This is a genomic window from Cryptosporangium phraense (assembly GCF_006912135.1).
GTDB lineage: Bacteria > Actinomycetota > Actinomycetes > Mycobacteriales > Cryptosporangiaceae > Cryptosporangium > Cryptosporangium phraense.
Genome location: NZ_VIRS01000002.1, coordinates 160,722 through 182,109, shown reverse-complemented (window position 1 = coordinate 182,109; position 21,388 = coordinate 160,722). Strand labels below are relative to the sequence as shown.

Below are 21,388 nucleotides of genomic sequence, written 5' to 3'. Positions count from 1 at the left end.
GCCGTGGAGGTTTCGGACGTCTCGGCACTGCGCTCCCCGGCCGGGGTGGCGGCGCTGGAGGCCGCCGCCGTCGGTGGTGACCCGCTTGCGCTGGCCACTCGGCTCCGCGCGGCCGGCCACGACCCGCACCTGGTCTCGCTCGCGCTCACCCAACAGCGGCTACGCCGCTCGGCCGCGGCCAAGCTCGGCCCGGACTCGGCCGCGATGTTCTTCACTGCGGACGCCGCTGAGCAAGCCACTCGCCGGTCGGTGTCCGCCCGCCGGGCCGCGCGGCTGGCCGGCAGCGGTGCGCGACGGGTCGTCGATCTCGGGTGCGGGGCCGGGGCGGATCTCATCGCGCTGGCGCGGGCCGGGCTGGACGTGACCGGCGTCGAGCGGGACCCGGTGACCGCGGCGGTCGCGGCGGCCAACGTCGACGCGTTGGGATTGTCGGCGCGGGTCATCTGCGCTGAGGCGGCCTCGGTCGACCTGTCCGGGTACGACGCGGCGTTCTGTGATCCGGCTCGGCGGGCCGGTGGGCGCCGGGTGTTCGATCCGGACGCTTACTCGCCGCCGTGGTCGTTCGTGTTGGCCCTGGCCGAGCGGATACCGCGGACCGTGGTGAAGGTGGCGCCGGGGATCGATCACTCCCGGGTGCCGGTGGGGGCCGAGGCGGAGTGGGTGTCGGAGCGGGGGGATGTGGTGGAGGCGGCGATCTGGTTCGGGCCGCTGGCGCGCGTGCCGCGCCGAGCGACGCTGTTGCCCGGCGCGGGCGGGGCTTCCGCGGGCGGGGCTTCCGCGGGCGGGGCCGAATTGACCGGGAGTGGCGAGCGGGAGGCTGCTTGCGGGGAGATCGGGCGGTTCCTGTACGACCCGGATGGGGCGGTGGTTCGGGCGCATCTCGTGGCGGAGCTGGCCGATCTGGTCGGGGGGCGGCTGGTCGATCCGTCGATCGCTTACCTGACCGGCGACGAACTGCGAGCCATGCCGTTCGCGCGGGCGTACGCGATCGAGGCCGTGCTGCCGTTCGGGGTGAAGAGGCTGCGGGCGGAGCTGGCCCGGCGGGGCGTCGGGCGGGCCGAGATCAAGAAGCGGGGTACCGCGGTGACGCCGGAGCAGTTGCGGCCGCAGCTGAGGTTGTCCGGGCCGAACGCGATCACGATCGTGCTGACCCGGGTGGCCGGTGCGCCGATCGCGGTGCTGTGTCAGCCGGTGTGACGGTACGGTGCCGGGCGTGATGAGGCGCGTCGCGGTGGGGTTGTTCGCGGTGGCGCTCGTCGTGGGGGCTTACGACGCGTGGCAGTGGGTCGGGGCGGTCGACGAGTTTTCTTGTGGTGGGTATCTGCTGCATCGGGACTGGGCGTTCGGGTCGTGGTTGATACCGGGTGTGGTGGGGTTGGGCGCGTGCTGGGTGTTGCGCCGGCCGATGCCGTGGGCCGGCCCGGCCGGGGTCGTCTTGCTGGGGGTGTCGCTGGTCTGGTGGGCGATCAGTGCGGCGGTCGGGCCGACGAATGCGATCGTGCGGTCGTCCGAGGAGCTGGTGTTGCCGGGTGACGCGCCGCGGGCGGGTGAGGTGGTGGCGTGTGTGACGGCTAGCTCGCCGGCTCCGTCGATGGAGCGGCCGTTCGCGTTGGTGGCGCTGTTCGGGATGGTCGCTTGCGTGGTGGCGATCGCCGCCGAGGTCCTGTCGCGCTACGGCGCCGGCGCAGCCGCGTCTGAGGCGGCCGACGCTTCGGCCGCGGGTGGGCCGGGGGTGGGTGGGCGGCGGACCGCGGGGGTGGTTGCGGCCTGGCGTGGGGTGGCGTTGGGGGTGGTGGGTGTGGGGCTGGCCTGGGCCTCGTTCGCGGCGGACGGGATGCTGCCGTCGCTGGCGGCGGTGTGCGCGCTGGTGGCGTGCGCGGTGTGCCTGCTGGCCGGCGGTGGCGCCGGGTGGTCGGGTCCGGTGGCCACCGTGCTGATCGGGCCGGCGCTGGCGGCGATCGTGCTGGGTGAGACCGACGGCCTGCTCACGGTGCTGCTGGGCGTGGCCGCCGGACTCGTCGGCTCGGTGCTCTACAACCGGCGCTCGCCCGAGACCACCGAGACGAACAGCGAGGCGTAACGCTTCGCGTCGACGTCGAGCGCCACGTCGACGACCGGCGCCGGGTGGTGCCGGTGCGGATCCCAGTCCTTGTCGCTCGCGCTGCGCCGGTCGACGACCGTGCGTCCGCGCGTGTACCGCCCCTCGAGCTCGACCCGGACCTCCAGCTCCTCGGTGCTCAGCCCGTCCGGCGCGATCACCGACGCGACCGCCCCGGCGTCGCCGATCTCGGCCGAGTCCAGCTCGCCGTTCATCCGGAACAGCAGCAGCTTCCCGGCCAGCCGGGCCGAGGGCACGTCGGACTCCGCCATCGCGGCCGCGTCCGCCTCGCCGACCCGCACCGAGTAGAAGACGTCGAGCCCGTACATCGTCACCGGCACGCCGGCGCCGAATACGATCGCCGCCGCCTCGGGGTCGGCGAACACGTTGAACTCGGCCGCCGCGGTCACGTTGCCGCCGTTGACCGCGCCACCCATCAGCACGATCCGCTCGATCTTCGGCCGGAGCTCGGGGTAGCTCCGCAGCAGCAGCGCGATGTTCGTCATCGGCGCCAGCGGGATCAGCGTCACCGGGGTCTCGGCCTGACGCAGCAGGTCGCGGATGAGCTCGACCGCGTGCCGCTCGTCGAGGCGGCGGCTCGACGGCGGGAGCCCGATGTCGGCCAGGCCGTCGGAGCCGTGGACGTGTTCGGCGGTCTGGGTTGCGTCTGACTCAGTGAGGTGCGGGGGGTCGATCAGCGGGCGGCTCGCGCCAGCGGCGACCGGCAGGTCGGCCGGGGCCCCGGCGACGTCGAGAACCCGCAGCGTGTTGGCGACGACCGGCTCGAGCCCGGTATTGCCCGCCACACAGGTCACGCCGAGCACGTCCAGCTCGGGCGACCCCACCGCCAGCAACAGCGCCAGCGCGTCGTCGACGCCGGTGTCGACGTCGAGGATCACCGGTCGACCGGTGAGAAGTCCCATGAGTGCGCCTCCCGTCGGAGCCAGTGCGTGGGCGGGGCGGCGAGCGGCACCGGGGCCGACCGCCACCGGGAGATCACCACGAGGCGGTTGTCGGCCGACGTGAAGACCTCGGAGCTGATGTGGTCCAGGTTCCGCTCCAGCTCGGGCACCGCGACCGCGCAGGCCCAGTCGACCAGGTCCTGGTGCGCCTCCGGGTGCGCCGCCATCTCCACCATGCGGACGATCACGCCATGACCACTTCGGTGACCGGAAGCGAGGAATCCGCGGGCAGGTCCAGCGGAGAAGGCGCGACCCCGGCCGCGACCAGACGCGAGCCCAGCGCGGCCACCATGGCCCCGTTGTCGGTGCACAGCTTCGGCCGCGGGACCCGCAGCTGGATGCCGGCCTTCTCGCAGCGGTCGGCGGCCAGCGACCGCAGCCGCGAGTTCGCCGCGACCCCGCCGCCGATCAGCAGCGTCTCGACCCCGCGCTGCTGGCACGCGTCGATCGCCTTCGCGGTCAGCACGTCGGCGACCGCCTCCTGGAACGACGCGGCGACGTCGGCCACCGGTACCGGCTCTCCGTTGCGCTGCCGGGTCTCCACCCAGCGGGCGACCGCGGTCTTCAGGCCCGAGAACGAGTAGTCGAACCGGTGCTCGGCGAAGTCGCGCGGCCCGGTCAGCCCGCGGGGGAACGCGATCGCCGCCGGGTCGCCCTCGCGCGCGGCCTTGTCGATCGGCGGCCCGCCCGGGAACGGCAGCCCGAGCACCCGCGCCACCTTGTCGAACGCCTCCCCGGCGGCGTCGTCGATCGTCGCGCCGAGCGCCTCGACGTCGCCGGTCAGGTCGTCGACCATCAGCAGTGAGGAGTGTCCGCCGGACACCAGCATCGCGATCGCGGGTTCGGGCAGCGGCCCGTGCTCCAGCGTGTCGACCGCGACGTGCGCGGCCAGGTGGTTGACGCCGTACAGCGGCTTGCCCAGGGCCAGCGCGTACGCCTTGGCCGCGGCCACGCCCACCAGCAGCGCACCGGCCAGCCCGGGCCCGGCGGTCACCGCGATAGCGTCCACATCGGTGAGAGCAACCCCGGCGTCGGCGAGCGCGCGATGAACGGTGGGGACCATCGCCTCGAGGTGCGCCCGGCTCGCGACCTCAGGCACCACCCCACCGAACCGGGCGTGCTGGTCGACGCTCGACGCGACCGCGTCGGCGAGCAGGTCGTAGCCGCGCACGATGCCGACGCCGGTCTCGTCGCAGGACGTCTCGATGCCGAGCACCAGTGGCTCGTCCTTCACGTCATCTCCCATCGCATGACCACCGCGTCGGTGTTGCTGGGCTGGTAGTAACCGCGTCGCAGCCCGATGGCCTCGAACCCGCGGCGAGCGTACAGCCGCTGAGCGGGTGCGTTGTCGGCCCGAACCTCGAGCAGCACCTGCCGGGCGCCCCGCCGGACCGCTTCTTCCAGCAGCTCGTCGAGCATCTTCCGGCCCAGGCCGGCGCCCTGCCGGTCGCGCCGCACCGCGATGTTCTGCACCCAGGCGTCCTCCGGACCGTAGACGCAGAGCCCGGCGTAGCCGATGACCTCGTCGTTCTCCAGCGCGACCCGGTACCAGCGGGTGTCGGCCTGGGCCAGCTCGGACCAGAACATGCCCGCTGACCACTCTTCGTCGCCGAACAGGTCGCGCTCGAGCGGAGCGATCTCCTCGATGTGCCACCAGCGCATCGGGGCCAGGGTCACGTGAGGACCGATTTCGCCGTGCCGGGCTCGACCGCGTCGGGGCGGCGCAGGTAGAGCGGGGTGAGGGGCTCGGACGGGGCCTTGCCCAGGACCCGGTCGGTGGCTCGCCGGGCCAGGCCGGCCACCGTCGGGTAGAGCGGCTCCCCGGTGGGGAGTCCGAGCTGCTCGGCGTAGAGCGCGGCTCCGCTGCCGACCGCGGTCAGCTCGTCCGGCGCGGACCGCTCGGCCGACTCGGACGGCTCGGACGGCTCGGACCGCTCGGTCGTGAGGCGGGCCTGGAGGTCCGCCGGTTTCGCGACGTCGGGCCCGGTGACGCGGACGCCGTCGGCGTCGTAGATCGCCCAGTAGACCTCGCGCCGGCGCGCGTCGGTAGCGACCAGCAGGGGGCGACCGGGCTCGGCCAGGCCGTCGAGCGAGCAGACCGGGTAGGCCGGAATCCCCAGCGCATCCGAGAGCGAGGCCGCGGTCACCAGCCCGACGCGCAGCCCGGTGAACGGCCCAGGCCCCACCCCGGCCACGATCGCGCCCAGATCTTCGGCCCTTACGCTTGCCGAACTGAACGCCGCAGCGATGCTGGGTGCCAGCGTTTCGCCGTGCCGCTTGGCGTCGACGACGATGTGCTCAGAGCGCACCGTGTAGGCCTGGTCCGAGTACTCGACGATTCCGACGGTCACGGCGGCGGTAGCGGTATCGACAACGAGAGCCAGCACGCGCCAACTCTAGTTGGTTGCTGGTCGAACGCGATCCTGCCGCCCGTCCGCGGCCGCCGACCGAGCGGGTTGGACGACGACATGTGCCGCTGGAGGCGGGGTCGGGGCTCGGTCGGCTGCTACCCGCGGTTGCTGCGGGCCCCACGGTTCCGTTCAAGACCGGCAGGGCCGCAACACGCCCCGGGCGCGACTTCGCGGATGCGTATGCCACCGTTGGCCGGCTCGCTGCCGCGGCCGAGCCTGAAGTGGCCCCATCTGGGGCGCGAGCATCTCTTCCTGCGTGCGCCGAAGGACGGACCCCATTGCGCGGAGCCGCATTCGCGTTCGCGCACTAGCGCCCGCAACACTCAACCGCCGTCGCGGTCTCGCCGAACTGATGCGGCCCACGGATGCCTCCGAGCACAGGCGACCCGGGCGTGACCGTCGCCAGACCGACGGACAGTGCCCGATGCCCACCGTTGTCGGCCAACCGGCTACCCGACCACAGGTACAACCGCCCAACGACCCGGACGCAGCGCACACCGCCGCTGGCCCAGCTCCGCGCTGCCGCCGAACGCCATCCGGCCCACCCCATGCCGCAGCCAGAGGCCACCACCAGCCCAACACCACATCCGCACGCCATCACTGACTCAGCACCCCGCCTGACCCAGCACCCCGTCCCAGCCAGGCGCCGCCGCCCACCAGCACCTGACCGCACCCGGATGCCATCGCCGACCCAGCACCGCAACCGAAGGCCGCTGCTGGCCCAGCAGCGCTTCGCAGCCAGCCGCCGCCCCGGCCAGCACCGCAACCCGATGCCACCACTGACCCACCAGCCCACCGCAGCCCGGGCGCCGCCGCCTTACCACCACCGGACCACCGCCGAATGCCACCACCAGCCCAGCACCGCAACCGAAAGCCACCGCCAGCCCACCAGCGCTTCGCAGCCAGCCGCCGCCCCGGCCAGCACCGCAACCCGATGCCACCACTGACCCAGCACCGCACCCCAGCCAGCCGCCGCCCCGGCCAGCACCACAGCCCGATGCCACCGCCGACCCAGCACCGCACCCCAGCCAGGCGCCACCCCGGCCAGCACCGAACCGCAGCCAGATTCACCCCGGCCCAGCACCGCAGCCGGATGCGGCCCCGGCCCAGCAGCGCGCCGCAGCCAGGCGCCGCCGCATTGCCAGTCCGGGCTCGCAGCCGGAGGCCCGCACCGGCCCGAGCCCCGCACCCAGATGCCACCCCTGGCCCAACTGCGCACCGCGCGCCGGCTGGCCAGTATCGGGCCGCAGCCGGCGGCCGCTGCTAGCCTCGCGCCGTGCGCAGCCGGGCGCCGCGACTGGCCTCGCGCCGTGCGCAGCCGGGCGCCGCGACTGGCCTCGCGCCGTGCGCAGCCGGGCGCCGCGACTGGCCTCGCGCTGGTGCGGGCGAGTGTCATCGCCAGGCTGGGGTCGGAAGCGCGCGCCGGTTGCTCGGCTCGTGGTCGACGGCACCATCTCCCACCGCGGCGGGCTCCCCGATTCACATATCGTTTGTCGAATTGGTCAACTTACCTGACCAGGTAGTCAGGAAAGTTGACCAATCCGCAGAACCAATACTGTCGGCGCGGGCCGGGCGGGCGGCGCCGCTCGCTGGATAGATCGCGTGGGTCGTGCGTGACGCGTCGTCGCCGGCCCGCGGATGAACTCGGCCACCTGCCCGCGTGACCGCAACGGCTGACCGCACCCCACCACACCGCACCCCACCCCACCGCACCCCGCCCCACCGCACCCCGCCCACAGCACCCCGCCCACCGCACCCCGCCCACAGCACCCCGCCATACAGCACCCGCCGCACCGCGACGGCAGCCTTCCGCCCGATCGCGGGAACACAGCACCGCTCCGGAGCCGGACAGCACACACCTCCCAGCGTCGCCAGCGATACGCGGCTCGGTGCGCCGCTTCCGCGCGGCTCGTTGGACGGACGGCCTTCAGATGAGTGGGATCGATGACGCTTCGAAGACCGGCCCGCGGCCAGGCGGATCAACAGCCGCCATTGCCCGGCATTGGTGGCCACCGTCGGACACGGGTAGCCAGCGCTGAGGCGGCCGCTCAACGGTTCGTGCTCACCCGCGGATGCGGCTGCTCGCCTGCCTCCCCGGCCGCGACGGCAGATCACCCCGCTCCGGCGGCGACTGCGTCTCATCGACCACTGCGCCTCCCCCTTGGATTGGTCAAGAAGTAGCAACGTCGTCGTCGCCTCTGGCACCCGAGACACTGCTCGTTCCCCACGCCGGCGGCGACAAGGCCCATGAACAAGCCCCCGCACCCCCACGCTCACCCGATAACTACGTGACGATTGGTAGCAATGTGCCCCCAGATGGGGGCCGTACGGCCACTGGCGCTTGATCGCCTGTGCGACAACTGTGTCCGGTAAGCGACAGTGTTTGCGTCGGCATCGGCACACCCGGAACGTCGTCGGCGCAGCATGCTGGGGTTGAATCGGGGCCGGTGAAGAGCCCAATGACGACCGGAGAAGAGCGGAACTAGCATGAGTTACGACCCGAACCAGCCCTACGGGCAGCCGAACGACCCGTATGGGCAGCCGGCCAACCCGTACGGCCAGCCGTCGTCGGGGTCTCCGTACAACCAGCCCCAGTCGGGCTCTCCGTACAACCAGCCCCAGTCCGGGTCTCCCTACGACCAGCCCGGCTCCGGCGGCCCCTACGGCCAGCCGTCGTCCGGCGTTCCGTACGGCCAGCCCCCGCAGAACCCGACCGCGCCGTTACCCCCGGGCGACCCGTACGCGAACCCGAGCGGTGGCGCCTACGGCAACCCGAGCGCCGGGGCCTATGGCGCCGACCCGTACGCCGCTCCGGCCGACCCGTACGGGAACCCGCAGCCGGCCTACGGCGCCCCGGGTGGCGGCTTCCCGCCGCCGGCCCCGCCGAAGAAGAGCAAGACCGGCTGGATCGTCGGCGGAATCGTCGGCGTGGTCGTCATCATCATCCTGGTCTGCAGCATCGGCACCTGGCTCGTCTCGAAGAGCGACGACAGCGACACCGCGACCCCGAAGCCCAGCGGCACCGTGTCCGCGCCGTCGACGGCCGGCGCCTCGCCGTCCACGCCGGAGTCGACCGGTCCGTCGATCGACACCAGCCGTCCCGAGGTCCGCCCGGCCGGCGCGCCGTTCAGCACCCGTCTGCCGGAGGGCTTCCAGGAGGTCAAGGCTCCGAGCTCGGAGACGACGGGCAAGAGCAGCGAGTACACCGCGGCGATGGCGACGTCGGCGAGCGAGCAGAACGACTTCCTGATCCTCGACTCGTACACGCTGCCCGCCGACACCAGCACGATCAGCGAATCGCAGCTCGAGACCGAGTTCGACAACCTGGTGACGCAGATCAAGCAGGACCCGTCGACCCGGCAGAACGTGACCTACAACGGCTTCAAGGGCTTCTTCTACCAGTTCGACTTCGGGTCGGCGAAGGCCTACAGCTACTTCATGTTCAACAAGACCCGTGAGATCCAGGTCCGTTGCCAGTGGGCCGACCAGGAATCACAGATCAAGACCGGCTGCGACTACGTCCTCAACACCCTCACGATCGACTAACGGCTGGATCACGGAACGGCAACCCGGTTCCGTAGCAGGGAAAACCCCTGCACCATCGACCCCGATACCGAGCGCCGCCGACTAACCCCCAGTCGGCGGCGCTCGTGTCTCACCTACTCCCCGAACTGCGTCTTCAGCTCCCGCTTGAGGACCTTGCCCGACGGCCCGAGCGGGAACGCCTCGACGAACTCGACGATCCGCGGGTACTTGTGCCCGGCCAGGTGCGTCTTCGACCAGGCGACGATCTCCTCCTTGTCGGGAGTGGACCCCGGAGCCGGCACGATCACCGCGCACACCTCCTCGCCGTGCGTCGGGTGCGGCACCGCGATCACCGCGACCTGGGCGACGTCGGGGTGGCGCATCAGCACCTCCTCGACCTCCCGCGGGTACACGTTGAACCCGCCGCGCAGGACCATGTCCTTCTTGCGGTCGACGATCGTGATGTAGCCGTCCTCGTCCTTGGTTCCGAGGTCACCGGTGCGGAACCAGCGGTCGACGATCGCCTCGGCGGTCGCGTCGGGCCGGTTCAGGTAGCCCTTCATGATGTTGTGGCCGCGGATCACGATCTCGCCCAGCTCGCCGACCGGCAGCAGCTCGATCCGCTCTTCGATCTCGGCCCGCGCGATCTCCGCGTCCACCCCCCAGATCGGCCGCCCGACCGTGCCCGGCTTGGTCGTCCACCCCTTCTGGTTGAACGTGGCGACCGGCGACGTCTCGGTCAGGCCGTATCCCTCGTAGACCGGGATCTCGAAGACCCGCTCGAACTCCTCCAGCACCGACAGCAGCAGCGAGGCGCCGCCGGAGATCGCCAGCCGCAGCGGCGGCTTCTCATCCGACTCGGACTGGCGGATCGCATCGAGCAGCGCCATGTACATCGTCGGCACCGCGATGAAGTTGGTGACCTTCTCCTTGATCATCAGCTGCAGCGCGCCCGGCCCGTCGAAGCGGGGCATCAGGACCAGCGTGCCGCCGGCCCGGAACGTCACGTTCAGCGACACGGTCTGCCCGAACGAGTGGAACAGCGGCAGACAGCCGAGCACGACGTCGTCGGGGCTGGTGTCGAATGACGAGATCACGCTGGTGTCGACGTTCATCACGATGTTGAGGTGCGTCAGCATCGCGCCCTTGGGCTTCCCGGTGGTGCCCGAGGTGTAGAGGATGACCGCCACGTCGTCCGGCTCCGCCTGCTCGTAGGCCGGGATCGGTTCGGTCTGCTGGGCGATCTCGTCGATACGAAGGGCGTCGGTCTGCGGACCGGCGTCGCCCATCACCGTCATCAGGGGGACGTCGGCGAGCTCGGCGCCTTTGGCGCCCTCACCGAGCAACTGGCCCGCGCAGACGAACAGCTTGGACTCTGAGTCCTTGAGGACGTACTCGATCTCCTCGGCCCGCAGCAACGCGTGGACGGGCACGACGACGGCCCCCAGCGCGGCCGCACCGTAGTACGCGAAGACGAAGTGCGGGGTGTTCGGGATCAGGATCGAGACCTTGTCGCCCGGGCCGATGCCCTGGGCGCGGAAGACCGCGGCGTAGCGCTTGGCCTGGTCCCAGACCGCGGAGTAGGGCAGCCGGAGGTCGCCGAGGACCAGCGCGGTGTGGTCGGGACGCCGAGCGGCGGTCTCGGCGAGGATCGAGGCGACGGAGAGGGGCACAGGGACCTCCGGGCGGCGGCAGCGACGGCATCGGAATCGACTACGCGATCAACGCAGTGATTCGTGTAATCGTGCCATCGCCGCTCGCCACCCGCACAGGTTCGCGCAGCGTGCGCCCCCTTACTGCACCTCGGTGAGCGTCCCCTTGAACACGTCGTAGACGAATCCGCGGACGGATTCCTTGTGCGGGATGAACGGGTCCGCGGTGATTCGGGCGATCGACTGGCGAACGTCCTCGTCGAGGTCGGTGAAGGCTTCGGCGGCCCACGGGGGCTTGAGGCCGGTGTCGGCCTGGATCGAGGCCTTGAAGTCGTCGTCGGTGAACGTGAGCATGCCGCAGTCGGTGTGATGGATGAGGATGATCTCGGTCGTGCCGAGCAGGCGCTGGCTGATCGCGAGCGACCGCAGTTCGTCGGCGGTGACGACGCCGCCCGCGTTGCGGATGACGTGCGCGTCGCCCTCCGAGAGCCCGAGCAGGCCGTAGGGGTTGAGGCGGGCATCCATGCACGCCAGCACGGCGACGCCCTTGCCCGGAGGCAACGGCAGGTCACCCTTGTCGAAGTTCGCCGCGTACCGCTCCGCGTTAGCGAGCAGCTCGTCAGTGACGCTCACCGGTGCCTCCCTAGTTGGCAGATAGAGAAACTCTAATAAGTCGGCGACACGGCTTCATCCCCCGAATGGGGGCATCCGATATCCTCGCGCCATGTCATCGCTCGAGGTGCAGTTGCCGCTCTACGGCGACGACCGCGAGCGCGGCGACTTCCCAGGAGCATCGGGCCGCTGATCGCGGCGCCCGGCCGCGCGGCCAGGGCAGACCAACCCGACCGTTCCAGCCTGGGAAACGCTCATGTCGTCCACGTCCGAAGTACGCTCGCCGCTCGCCCTGCTCCGGCAGCGCACGGTTGCCCGCCTGCTCACGTCCAGCCTGTTGGGGCGGCTCCCCACGGGCATGATCCCGGTCGCGATCGTGCTGTTCACGCGGGGATCGTCCGAGGGGTACGGCGTGGCCGGCGCGCTGGCGGCGGCCTACACGGCCGGCACCGCGGTCGGCGGGCCGGTGCTCGCCCGGCGGATGGACCGCACCGGCCAGACCCGGGTCATCGTCGGCGCCGGGATCCTCTGTTCGGCCGCGCTGGCCGCGCTGCCGTTCGTCGGGCCGCTCGTCGGGATCGTCGTCGCGGCGATCGCCGGGGCGGCGACGCCGCCGGTCGAGCCCGGCCTCCGGGCGATCTGGCCGACCGTGCTGCCCGAGCGCGAGGTCCCGCGCGTCTACGCGCTCGACGCGGCCTCGCAGGAGCTGATCTTCGTCCTCGGCCCGCTGATCGTGCTGATCGCGAGCGGGTTCGGCCCGGCCGGCGGGCTGTACGCGGCCGCGGCGATCGGGCTGGCCGGGACGCTGTGGTTCGCCGCCGCCCGGGAGTCCCGGCAGTGGCGACCGGCCGAGGTCGCGGAACGGCACTGGGCCGGTGCGCTGCGTCCGCCCCGGTTGCGACGGGTCTACGGCGCGATGCTGCTGGCCGGTCTGACCATCGGGACCTACCCGGTCGCGGCGGCCGCGTTCAGCGAGGCGTCCGGGAGCCGGGGGTGGACGACCTGGCTGGTCGCGGCCAACGCGTTGGGGGCGCTGTTCAGCGGGGTGTGGTTCTCCGGGCGCTCGGACCGGGTCGAACCGGGCCGGGTGCTGCCGTGGCTGCTGGCCGGGCTGGGCGTTGGTTACCTGCCGATGGCGTTCGTCCCGACGTCGTCCGGGATGCTGCCGCTGGCGCTGGTGTTCAGCGTGGTGAGCGGCTTGGCGTTGCCACCGATCATCACGCTGGTGTTCCTGGCGATCGACCGGCTCGCGCCCGCCGGCACCGTCACCGAGGCGTTCGCCTGGCTGATCACCGCGTTCCTTGTCGGCAGCTCGATCGGCGCCGCGGTGGCCGGCGCGATCGTGTCCACCACCGCGGTGGCCTGGGTGTTCGCCCTCGCCTGCGCCGCGTCGCTGGTCGCCGTGCTCCCGGTGATCCGCGTCCTCTCCGGGGCCCGTTCAGCCTAGGTCGAGTGCGGCCAGGCGGTCGGCCCAGTCGCTCCCGTGCGGCACGAGCGTGGCCGTGCGGACGTCTGAGTCGTCGTCCCGGTCGAGGCGGATCTCCAGGTACCCGGACGTCAGCTGCTCGACCAGACCGGCCCCCCACTCCACCACCGTGACCGCCGACTCAACGTCCGCGTCCAGATCGAGATCGTCGACCTCGGCGATCGTCCCCAGCCGGTAGGCGTCCGCATGGACGAGGGGAAGCCGACCGCCTCGGGACGGGTCCGGCGGGTGGACGCGGGAGATCACGAACGTGGGGCTGGTGACCGCACCACGGACGCCGAGACCGGCGCCGATCCCCTGCGCGAGCTGGGTCTTCCCGGCCCCGAGGGGGCCGACCAACACGATCAGGTCACCGGCCCGCAGCACCGGGGCGAGCGCCGCGCCCAGCGCCTGCGTGTCCGACGGGGTCTTCAGGAACATCAGGCGCCCTTCCGACGCAGAATCCGATCGAGTGCCTTGCGCTGCTGCTCACCGGCCCGCCGGGCCCAGCCGCGGCGCTGCTTCGCCGCCGCCGCCTCACTCCGCTTCGCGGCCGACTCCGGACGACGCCCCTCGGCGACGAGCGCGGCTCGGCGGAAGAGCTCGGCCAGCGCGTCGTTGACCGCGTCGGCGTGCTCCATCAGCGTGCAGTGACCGCCGTCGGGCACCTCCAGCAGCGCGGCCTTCGGCAGCAGCTTCGCGATCTCGCGGGTGTGCTCGACCGGCGTGAGCAGGTCCAGGTCACCGCAGACGACGAGCGTCTCGAGGTCGGCGAACGCCTCCAGCGCCGCGTACCGGTCGTGCTCGGACAGCGTCGACAGGTAGCCGGCGATGACCTCGACCTTGGTGCCCTCGTTCATGTGCTCGACGTACTCGACGAGCGACGGGCTGGGGTCGGGCGTGCCGAAGCCGTACCGCTTGGTCAGCAGGTAGGCCAGGTCGCTGCCGGACCGGCGGCCGCGCTCGGCCATCGACGGCTGCCAGCGCAGGACCCTGGTCAGCGTCGGCGTCACCGCACCGCGCAGCCAGGCGACGATCGGGGGGAACCCGAGCGCGACGTCGTCGAGGTGACCGGCCGACGTGGACACCAGCGCGGTGCCGACCACCCGGTCGAGCACCAGGTCGGGGTAGCGCTCGGCCAGCGCCATCAGCGTCATGCCGCCCATCGAGTGCCCGGCCAGCACCAGCGGGCCCTCGGGGGCGACCTTCCGGATGATCTCGGCCAGGCTGTCGGCGAGCTGGTCGATCGTGTAGTTCCCGTCCGGCCGCGGGGCCGACTTGCCGTGGCCGGGCTGGTCGTAGAACACCATCCGGACCCGGGGCTCGTCGCTGCCGGTGAAGACCCGGCGCTGGAAGTGCCAGGTCCCCATGTCGAGCGCGAACCCGTGGACGAAGATCACCGTGAGGTCGGGCTCACCGTCGGCGTCCACGGTCTCGACGTACAGGTCGACGCCGTCGGCGGTGACGATCTGCGCGGAGTCGTAGGGCAGCGCGCCGAACGGCTCGTCGGCGTAGGGGTCGCCGGGGCGGCGACGGCGGCGGACCGCGAAGCGCTCGGCCGCGACCCCGGCCGCGGCTCCGGCGGCCATGGCCCCGACCAGCGCTCCGGCCAGGCCGAAAGCGGCGGAGACGCCGTTGTTGTTCGCCATCGTCAGGCCCCCACGTAGGTGCGGGGCACCCGGGCGCCGATCCGCGTCACTATCTCGTAGTTGATCGTCCCGGCGACGTCGGCCCACTCGTCGGCGGTGGGTTCGCCCTGGTCGCCGGGGCCGAACAGGATCGCCTGGTCGCCCTCGGAGACCGGGTCGTCGCCGACGTCGAGCACGAACTGGTCCATGCAGACGCGTCCGGCGATCGTCCGACGCTTGCCGGCGAGCAGCACCGGGCCGGCGCTGCTGGCGTGTCGCGGGATGCCGTCGCCGTACCCGAGCGGGACCAGAGCCAGCGTCGTCGGGGCCGCGGTGTGGTACGTGTGCCCGTAGGAGACGCCGTGGCCGGCCGGCACCCGCTTGGCGATCAGCACCCGGGCGCGCAGCGTCATCGCCGGTCGCAGCGCGTCGGCCGGTACCTGGGCCGGGTTGGGCGAGAGGCCGTAGATCGACACGCCCGCCCGCACCAGGTCGAAGTGCGCCTCGGGCAGTGTCAGCGTTGCGGCCGAGTTGGCCAGGTGCCGGATCTGCGGGTGGACGCCGTGCCGGTCGGCCACCTCGAGCGCCTCCCGGAACACCGCGAGCTGGGCCGCGATCGACGGGTGACCGGGTTCGTCGGCGCAGGCGAAGTGGCTCCAGACGCCGATCACCTCGGCCGTGCCCTCGGCCTGCGCCTTGGCCGCGGCGACGAGCAGGTCGGGCCAGTCGGCCGGGGTGGCCCCGGAGCGTCCGAGCCCGGTGTCGACCTTCAGGTGCAGGCGGGCCGTGCGGTCGGCGGCCTTCGCCGCCGTGATGGCCTCCTCCAGCAGTCGGACGCTCGGGACGCCGAGGTCGACGCTCGCCCGCACGGCCGGGCCGACGTCGGTGCCGGGACCGTTCAGCCAGCTCAGGATCGGGGCGTCGATACCGGCGGTGCGGAGTTCCAGCGCCTCGCCGACCGTGGCCACGCCGAGCCAGCCGGCGCCCCCGGCCAGCGCGGCCCGCGCCGACGGCACCGCGCCGTGCCCGTACCCGTCGGCCTTGACCACGGCCATCGTCGCGGCCGACTGCTCCGCCGCGAGGCCGGCCAGGTAGGCGGTGTTGGCCCGGATGGCGTCGAGGTCGACCACCGCTTCCGCTTGCAGCATGCCTCTCAGTGTCCCAGGGCGACGCGGCGCACGGCGTCCGGTAGGTGGGCGAGCACCCGGGACGCCACGACCGGGCCGGCCTCGGCGGCCAGGCGGCCGGCGGTGCCGTGCACGAACGCGCCGGCCGCGGCGGCCTCGGCCGGGGCCAGGCCGCCGGCCAGCAGCGAGCCGACGACGCCGGAGAGCACGTCGCCGGTGCCCGCGGTGGCCAACTCCGGGACGCCGGCCGCGACGACGTAGGCCGGGGCGTCGTCCGGGCCGGCGATCACCGTGCGGTAGCCCTTGAGCAGCACGGTCGCGCCGAGTTCGGACGCGGCCCGGCGGGCGGCGGCCAGCCGGTCCGGCCCCACTTCGCCCGCGAGCCGCTCGAACTCGCGGTCGTGCGGGGTGAGCACCGTTGGTCCTTCGCGCTCGCGCACCCAGTCCAGGCGCTTCGAGACGATCGTCAGCCCGTCGGCGTCCAGAACGACCGGGAGGTCGGTGGCGAGGATGCGACGCACGGCCTCCGCCGCGTCGTCGTCCGTCCCGAGACCGGAACCGACGACCCAGGCCTGCACCCGGCCGGCCTCGGCCACCGTGGGCGAGCAGACGACCTCGGGGTGCGCGGTACGGACCGCGTCGCGGGCCGCGCCGGCGTAGCGGACGTAGCCGGACGGGCCGGAGAGCGCGCCGCCGGTCGACAGGATCGCCGCGCCCGGATACTGCTCCGATCCGGACGCGAGCCCGACGACGCCGCGGGTGTACTTGTCGTCGGTCGGGCCGGGGTGCGGCCACCAGCCGCGCACCGCGTCGGCGGTGACGAGCCGCAGCGCGGGCGGCTCGGCGAAGTCGAGCCCGATGTCGACGACCTCGACCAGACCGGCGCGCAGCGCGCCCTCGCCGACCAGCAGGCCGACCTTGTAGCTGCCGAACGCCACGGTCAGGTCGGCGGTGACGGCCGAGCCGGTGACCTCGCCGGTGTCCGGCTCGACGCCGCTGGGCAGGTCGACGGCGACCACCAGCGAGCCGTCCGCCCGCCAGGCCTCGGCGGCTTGGGCGAGCCGGGCGCCGTCCGGGCGCAGGCCGCCGTGGCCGCCGATGCCGAGCAGCCCGTCGACGACCAGCGCGGGCCGCTCGCGGACGTCGCCGAGCTCGACCAGCCGTCCGCCGGCCGCGGTCAGCGCGGTCAGCCCGCCGCGGTGCACCCGCTCGTCCTGCACGCCGGCGACCGCGCGGACGACCGCGCCCCGGCGGGCCAGCGTCGCTCCGGCGAACAGCGCGTCGCCGCCGTTGTCGCCGCCGCCGACCAGCAGCACGACCGGCGCGCCGTAGACGCCCCCGGAGTCGGCCAGCAGCGAGATCAGCCGCCGGGCCAGCCCGGCGGCGGCGCGCCGCATGAGGCCTCCGGACGGCAGCGGGGCCATCGCTTCCTGCTCGGTCGACCGGATCGTCTTGACGGGCCAGGCCCCCGTCGTCGCGTCGTAAGAGCTCACGCTGCCTCCGCCACCACCATTGCCGATGCGATCCCGCCGTCGTGGGAGAGGGAGAGGTGCCAGCGGGTGATGTTTCGCTCAGCCGCAGCTTCGGCGACCGTGCCGCGCACCGTGAGCCACGGCCGGCCGTCTCGATCGGCCACGACCTCGCAGTCGTGCCAGGACAGGCCGCCGGGCGCCCCGAGGGCCTTGGCCACGGCCTCCTTGGCGGCGAACCGGGCGGCCAGGGAATCCGCCGGGCGCGGGTGCCCGTCGGCGGTGAGCCGTTCCTCCGGGGTGAACAACCGCTCCACGAAGTTCGGGGTACGGGCCACCGCCGCCGCGAACCGTTCGACGAGCACCACGTCGATGCCGACACTGACGATCACCGCTCTACCCTGGCACGCCTCTGGCACGGTGGGGTTCATGGCCCCACTGAGTGGACGAGTCGCCCTGGTCACCGGAGCCGGCCGCCGGGCCGGGATCGGCGCCGCGATCGCCCGCCGCCTGGTCGCCGACGGGGCGACCGTGCTGCTGCACGGCTCGGAACCGACCGACGAGTTGCGCGGGCTGGCGATGGATCTAGCCGTCGACGGCGCCCGCGTCGCCACCGCGCGGGCCGACTTCGTCGATCCGGCCGCGCCGGGTGCGCTGGTGCAGGAGGCCCTCGACCAGTTCGGCCATCTCGACATCCTGATCGCGAACCACGCCCGGTCGGTGCCGTGGGAGCCGTTCGCGGCGGTCACCGCCGAGGAGATCGACTTGTCGTACGCGGTGAACACCCGAGCCACCCTGCTCCTCGTCCGGGAGTACGCGGCCGCCGGGCCGGCGAACGGACGGGTCGTGCTGATGACGTCGGGGCAGCAACACGGGCCGATGCCGCTGGAGATCCCGTACGCATCGAGCAAGGCGGCGCTGGCCGGCATCACGCTGAGCCTGGCCGCCGCGCTCGCGCCGCACGCCACCGTCAACTGCGTCAACCCCGGTCCGACCGACACCGGGTGGACCACCGAGACCGAGGGCTTCGGCCGGCCCGAGGACGCCGCCCGCCTGATCGCCTGGCTGGTCGGCCCGGAAGCGGGCTGGGTGACCGGCCAGGTGATCAGCTCGGACGGCGGATTCAGCCTTACTCGACCGTGACGGACTTCGCCAGGTTGCGGGGCTGGTCGACGTCGTTGCCCCGGGCTGCGGCGATCTCGCAGGCCAGCACCTGCAGCGGCACGACCGTCGTCAGCGGCGCCAGCAGCGTCGTCGTCCGCGGTACCCGGACGATGTGGTCGGCGTACGGCTCGACCGCGGTGTCGCCCTCCTCGGCGATGACGATCGTCCGCGCGCCCCGGGCCCGCACTTCCTGGATGTTCGACACGATCTTGTCGTGCAGCAGGCTGCGCCCACGCGGCGACGGCACCGTGATGACGACCGGCACCCCGTCGTCGATCAGCGAGATCGGGCCGTGCTTGAGCTCACCGGCGGCGAAGCCCTCGGCGTGCATGTACGCGAGCTCCTTGAGCTTCAGCGCACCCTCGAGCGCCACCGGGAACCCGACGTGCCGGCCGAGGAAGAGCACCTGCTGCGACCCGGACAGGTCCCGGGCCAGCTTGCGCACCGGCTCCATCGTCGTGAGCACCTCGGCGACCGCGTCCGGCGTCGCCTTGAGCTGGTCGACGATCGCCGCGACCTCGTCCGCGTACTTGATGCCGCGGATCTGCGCGAGGTGCAGGCCGACCAGGTAGACCGCGATGATCTGGGTGACGAACGCCTTGGTCGACGCGACCGCGATCTCCGGCCCGGCGTGCGTGTAGAGGACGCCGTCGGACTCGCGCGGGATCGTCGAGCCGTTCGTGTTGCAGACGGCCAGTACGCGCGCCTTCTGCTCCTTGGCGTGGCGCAGCGCCATGATCGTGTCCATCGTCTCGCCGGACTGGCTGATCGCGATGACCAGCGTCGACCGGTCGAGCACCGGGTCGCGGTAGCGGAACTCGCTGGCCAGCTCGACCTCGACCGGGATCCGCGTCCAGTGCTCGATCGCGTACTTGCCGACCAGGCCGGCGTTGTACGACGTCCCGCAGCCGATGATGAAGATCTTGTCGATGTCGCGGAGGTCCTGGTCGGTGAGGCGGACCTCGTCCAGCGCGATCTCGTTGTGCTCGGTCAGGCGTCCGCGCAGCGTGTCGGCGATCGCCTGGGGCTGCTCGGCGATCTCCTTGAGCATGAAGTAGTCGTAGCCGCCCTTCTCGGCGGCCGAGACGTCCCAGTCGACGTGGTAGTCGCGCACCTCGGCGGCCCCGCCGGCGAAGTCCGTGACGACGATGTCGTCCGCGGTGACCTCGACGACCTGGTCCTGCCCGAGCTCGACGGCCTCGCGGGTGTACTCGATGAACGCCGAGACGTCCGACGCCAGGAAGTTCTCGCCCTGCCCCCGGCCGGCCACCATCGGCGAGTTCCGGCGCGCGCCGACGACGACGCCCGGCACGTCCCGGTGGACGACGAGCAGCGTGAACGCGCCCTCCAGCCGACGGCAGACGATGCGCATGGCCTCGGCCAGCCGGCCCGGGCCGGCGTCGGTGCTGGTGTGGCCGTAGTTCTGGCCGTCCAGCGACCAGTACGCCTCGGCGACCAGGTGCGCCGCGGTCTCGGTGTCGGTGTCGGAGCGGAACTCCACGCCCCGGTCTTCGAGCTCGGCCCGGAGCACCGCGAAGTTCTCGATGATGCCGTTGTGGATCACCGCGATGCTGCCGTCGGCCGACAGGTGCGGGTGCGCGTTGCGGTCGGTCGGCCCACCGTGCGTCGCCCAGCGGGTGTGGCCGATCGCGGTGGTCGCGGCCGACGCGCCGACCGTGCTCGTCGGCTCGGCCAGCACGCTCGTCAGGTTGGCCAGCTTGCCGGCCTTCTTCTCCAGCGCGACGCGGCCGTTGTCCACGACCGCGACACCGGCGGAGTCATAACCCCGGTACTCGAGCCGCCGGAGACCTTCCACGACGATGTCGACCGCACGACGCGGGCCGGTGTAGCCAACGATTCCACACATGGATCCGAGGTTACCCAAGTGACTACTGCCGCCCCTACGCCGGGATGACACAGAGCTACGTTCGGCGACGAGTCCTGACCTTTCGGACAGTAAGCGGTGATCTCTGCAACATCAGCACCACCACTATCGTCAGCCACACCGCTCCGTAGGCCGCACCGGCCAGCACGTCGGTCGGATGATGCATCCCCCGGTAGACCCGGCAGAGTCCGACGACCGCGGCCAGCACCCCGACGCCGGCCAGGTACCACCCCTTCCGGCGGCCGCCCAGCAGGATCGCCAGGGCCCCGTAGCAGCAGACGGTCGCGGCCGTGTGGCCGGACGGGAAACTGCTGGTCGGGGGCGCGTTGTCGAGGTGCGGCACCGGCGGCCGAGGCCGATCGACGAGTGCGGTGACGAGCACGAAGCCCCAGACCTCACCGAGCACCGCGAACAGCATCACGGTCGGCTCGAGCCAGCGCCGGTACACCAGCCGGGCGGCCAGCCAGGTCGCGATCGTGATCACGGTGACCGTCCCGGTCTCCCCGATCAGCGTCCCGAACGCGGTCAGGTCGTCGAGTACCGGCGTGCGGTGGTCGGCGAACCAGCGGTTCAGCCCGGTGTCGTCCGCGGCCCGGGACGCCACCCACCCGATACCGGCGGTGATCGCCACGAGACCGATCCAGAACGGCACCAGCGTCGGCAGCCAGCGGCCGGTCTCGGCCACGCTCCCCCACCACGGCGGCAGCGGGCGCGGGTCGGCGTCCGGCTCCTCGCGCTCGGGCTCGATCCCGCGCGAGAGGGCCACCGCGGGCAGTCCGGCGTCCCGGCGCCAGAGCTGGAAGACGATCGTCGTCGCCGCGGTCCAGCCCAGGCCGACCAGGCACCCGCCGACGACGTCGCTCAGGTAGTGCACGCCCAGCCCCACCCGGGAGAAGCAGACCGCCAGCGTGGTGAGGCCGGCCAGGGCCCAGCCGATCCAGGCCCGGCTCGGCCGGGCCAGGTCCAGCCAGAGCAACAGCAGGACCGCGCAGCCCACGAACGCGCCCAGCGCGTGACCCGAGGGGAACGAATAGCCGTCCGCGTGTGCCACCGCGTCCGGCAGCGTCGGTCTGGCCCTGGTCACGACCACTTTCAGGACGACGCCCAGCAGCGCGCCGCCCCACGTCGTCATCAAGGTCCAGAACGCGAGCCGCGGACGGTCCACCGACAGCAGCCAGAGCGCCGCCACCGTCGCCCCGATCCGGAACGTCGCCGGATGCCCGGCCGTCGAGATCCAGTCGAGCACGTCGACGAACCAGGCGTGGTCGACGGCGAAGCCGTTGAGGCCGCGCGCGACCGCGAGGTCGAGCCGTCCCACCGGACCGCCGACGTGCTTGACGACGATGGCCAGCACCGCGACCGGGACCGCGGCCACACAGGCCACCACCAG

The 21,388-nt window shown here is 72.6% G+C and carries 19 protein-coding genes; 5 read left to right on the top strand and 14 right to left on the bottom strand.

Going from position 1 to position 21,388, the window contains the following annotated elements:
* The first annotated feature begins 3 nt into the window (after window positions 1-3).
* Together FL583_RS03165 and FL583_RS39900 are read left to right on the top strand one after the other, a co-directional pair.
* On the top strand, window positions 4-1,197 hold the full coding sequence (locus FL583_RS03165) for a class I SAM-dependent methyltransferase (RefSeq protein WP_142702925.1): 1,194 nt from the start codon (window positions 4-6) through the stop codon (window positions 1,195-1,197).
* A 16-nt stretch (window positions 1,198-1,213) separates the two neighbouring features.
* Entirely contained in the window at window positions 1,214-2,080 is an 867-nt protein-coding gene (locus FL583_RS39900) for a hypothetical protein (protein WP_170323453.1), read from the top strand.
* Here the strand turns inward: FL583_RS39900 and FL583_RS03155 are convergent.
* The 5 genes from FL583_RS03155 to tsaB are packed head-to-tail and all read right to left on the bottom strand — an operon-like array spanning window position 2,032 to window position 5,447.
* Window positions 2,032-3,021: a nucleoside hydrolase gene (locus FL583_RS03155; RefSeq protein ID WP_142702923.1), complete on the bottom strand. Its 990-nt coding sequence runs from the start codon at window positions 3,019-3,021 to the stop codon at window positions 2,032-2,034. The genes FL583_RS39900 and FL583_RS03155 overlap by 49 nt on opposite strands.
* A complete protein-coding gene (locus FL583_RS03150; protein ID WP_142702922.1) occupies window positions 2,994-3,248 on the bottom strand; it encodes a hypothetical protein in 255 nt (84 codons plus the stop codon). The genes FL583_RS03155 and FL583_RS03150 overlap by 28 nt, the downstream gene beginning before the upstream one ends.
* On the bottom strand, window positions 3,245-4,294 hold the full coding sequence (gene tsaD, locus FL583_RS03145; protein ID WP_142702921.1) for a tRNA (adenosine(37)-N6)-threonylcarbamoyltransferase complex transferase subunit TsaD: 1,050 nt from the start codon (window positions 4,292-4,294) through the stop codon (window positions 3,245-3,247). Before tsaD ends, FL583_RS03150 begins: the two co-directional genes overlap by 4 nt.
* Window positions 4,291-4,722 carry a ribosomal protein S18-alanine N-acetyltransferase gene (rimI, locus tag FL583_RS03140; protein ID WP_142703194.1) on the bottom strand — a complete coding sequence of 144 codons (432 nt, stop codon included), beginning with the start codon at window positions 4,720-4,722 and terminating at the stop codon, window positions 4,291-4,293. The genes tsaD and rimI overlap by 4 nt, the downstream gene beginning before the upstream one ends.
* An 11-nt stretch (window positions 4,723-4,733) precedes the next feature.
* The gene (gene tsaB / locus FL583_RS03135; protein ID WP_142702920.1) at window positions 4,734-5,447 is read right to left on the bottom strand and encodes a tRNA (adenosine(37)-N6)-threonylcarbamoyltransferase complex dimerization subunit type 1 TsaB; all 714 of its coding nucleotides are present in this window, start codon (window positions 5,445-5,447) and stop codon (window positions 4,734-4,736) included.
* A gap of 2,511 nt (window positions 5,448-7,958) precedes the next feature.
* Here tsaB and FL583_RS03130 point away from each other — a divergent pair.
* Window positions 7,959-9,017: a chromosomal replication initiator protein DnaA gene (locus FL583_RS03130; RefSeq protein ID WP_142702919.1), complete on the top strand. Its 1,059-nt coding sequence runs from the start codon at window positions 7,959-7,961 to the stop codon at window positions 9,015-9,017.
* Between the two features lie 113 nt (window positions 9,018-9,130).
* Here the strand turns inward: FL583_RS03130 and FL583_RS03125 are convergent, their stop codons facing one another.
* Both FL583_RS03125 and FL583_RS03120 read right to left on the bottom strand, forming a co-directional pair.
* Window positions 9,131-10,669 (bottom strand): long-chain-fatty-acid--CoA ligase, encoded by a 1,539-nt coding sequence (locus FL583_RS03125; RefSeq protein ID WP_142702918.1) that lies wholly within the window; start codon window positions 10,667-10,669, stop codon window positions 9,131-9,133.
* A 120-nt stretch (window positions 10,670-10,789) separates the two neighbouring features.
* Window positions 10,790-11,281, bottom strand: a complete 492-nt coding sequence (locus tag FL583_RS03120; protein ID WP_142702917.1) for a beta-class carbonic anhydrase — start codon at window positions 11,279-11,281, stop codon at window positions 10,790-10,792.
* A gap of 235 nt (window positions 11,282-11,516) precedes the next feature.
* Here FL583_RS03120 and FL583_RS03115 point away from each other — a divergent pair, with 235 nt between their 5' ends.
* Window positions 11,517-12,707, top strand: coding sequence for an MFS transporter (locus tag FL583_RS03115; RefSeq protein WP_142702916.1), 1,191 nt, complete (start codon window positions 11,517-11,519; stop codon window positions 12,705-12,707).
* Here FL583_RS03115 and tsaE read toward each other — a convergent pair.
* The 5 genes from tsaE to FL583_RS03090 form a co-directional block, all read right to left on the bottom strand.
* Window positions 12,699-13,166 carry a tRNA (adenosine(37)-N6)-threonylcarbamoyltransferase complex ATPase subunit type 1 TsaE gene (gene tsaE / locus FL583_RS03110; RefSeq protein ID WP_142702915.1) on the bottom strand — a complete coding sequence of 156 codons (468 nt, stop codon included), beginning with the start codon at window positions 13,164-13,166 and terminating at the stop codon, window positions 12,699-12,701. The genes FL583_RS03115 and tsaE overlap by 9 nt on opposite strands.
* Window positions 13,166-14,374: an alpha/beta fold hydrolase gene (locus FL583_RS03105; protein ID WP_142702914.1), complete on the bottom strand. Its 1,209-nt coding sequence runs from the start codon at window positions 14,372-14,374 to the stop codon at window positions 13,166-13,168. The genes tsaE and FL583_RS03105 overlap by 1 nt, the downstream gene beginning before the upstream one ends.
* 2 nt (window positions 14,375-14,376) lie before the next feature.
* Window positions 14,377-15,501 (bottom strand): alanine racemase, encoded by a 1,125-nt coding sequence (gene alr, locus FL583_RS03100; RefSeq protein WP_142702913.1) that lies wholly within the window; start codon window positions 15,499-15,501, stop codon window positions 14,377-14,379.
* Between the two features lie 5 nt (window positions 15,502-15,506).
* Window positions 15,507-16,904, bottom strand: coding sequence for an NAD(P)H-hydrate dehydratase (locus tag FL583_RS03095; RefSeq protein WP_142703193.1), 1,398 nt, complete (start codon window positions 16,902-16,904; stop codon window positions 15,507-15,509).
* A 65-nt stretch (window positions 16,905-16,969) separates the two neighbouring features.
* Window positions 16,970-17,341 (bottom strand): holo-ACP synthase, encoded by a 372-nt coding sequence (locus tag FL583_RS03090; RefSeq protein WP_142702912.1) that lies wholly within the window; start codon window positions 17,339-17,341, stop codon window positions 16,970-16,972.
* Between the two features lie 37 nt (window positions 17,342-17,378).
* Here FL583_RS03090 and FL583_RS03085 point away from each other — a divergent pair, with 37 nt between their 5' ends.
* Window positions 17,379-18,092 (top strand): SDR family oxidoreductase, encoded by a 714-nt coding sequence (locus FL583_RS03085; protein WP_142702911.1) that lies wholly within the window; start codon window positions 17,379-17,381, stop codon window positions 18,090-18,092.
* Here the strand turns inward: FL583_RS03085 and glmS are convergent.
* Complete coding sequence (glmS, locus tag FL583_RS03080; protein ID WP_142702910.1) at window positions 18,079-19,980, bottom strand: glutamine--fructose-6-phosphate transaminase (isomerizing); 1,902 nt, start codon at window positions 19,978-19,980, stop codon at window positions 18,079-18,081. The two genes, FL583_RS03085 and glmS, sit on opposite strands and share 14 nt — an antisense overlap.
* Window positions 19,981-20,035: 55 nt before the next feature.
* Window positions 20,036-21,385, bottom strand: coding sequence for a phosphatase PAP2 family protein (locus tag FL583_RS03075; RefSeq protein ID WP_142702909.1), 1,350 nt, complete (start codon window positions 21,383-21,385; stop codon window positions 20,036-20,038).
* Window positions 21,386-21,388: the final 3 nt, after the last annotated feature.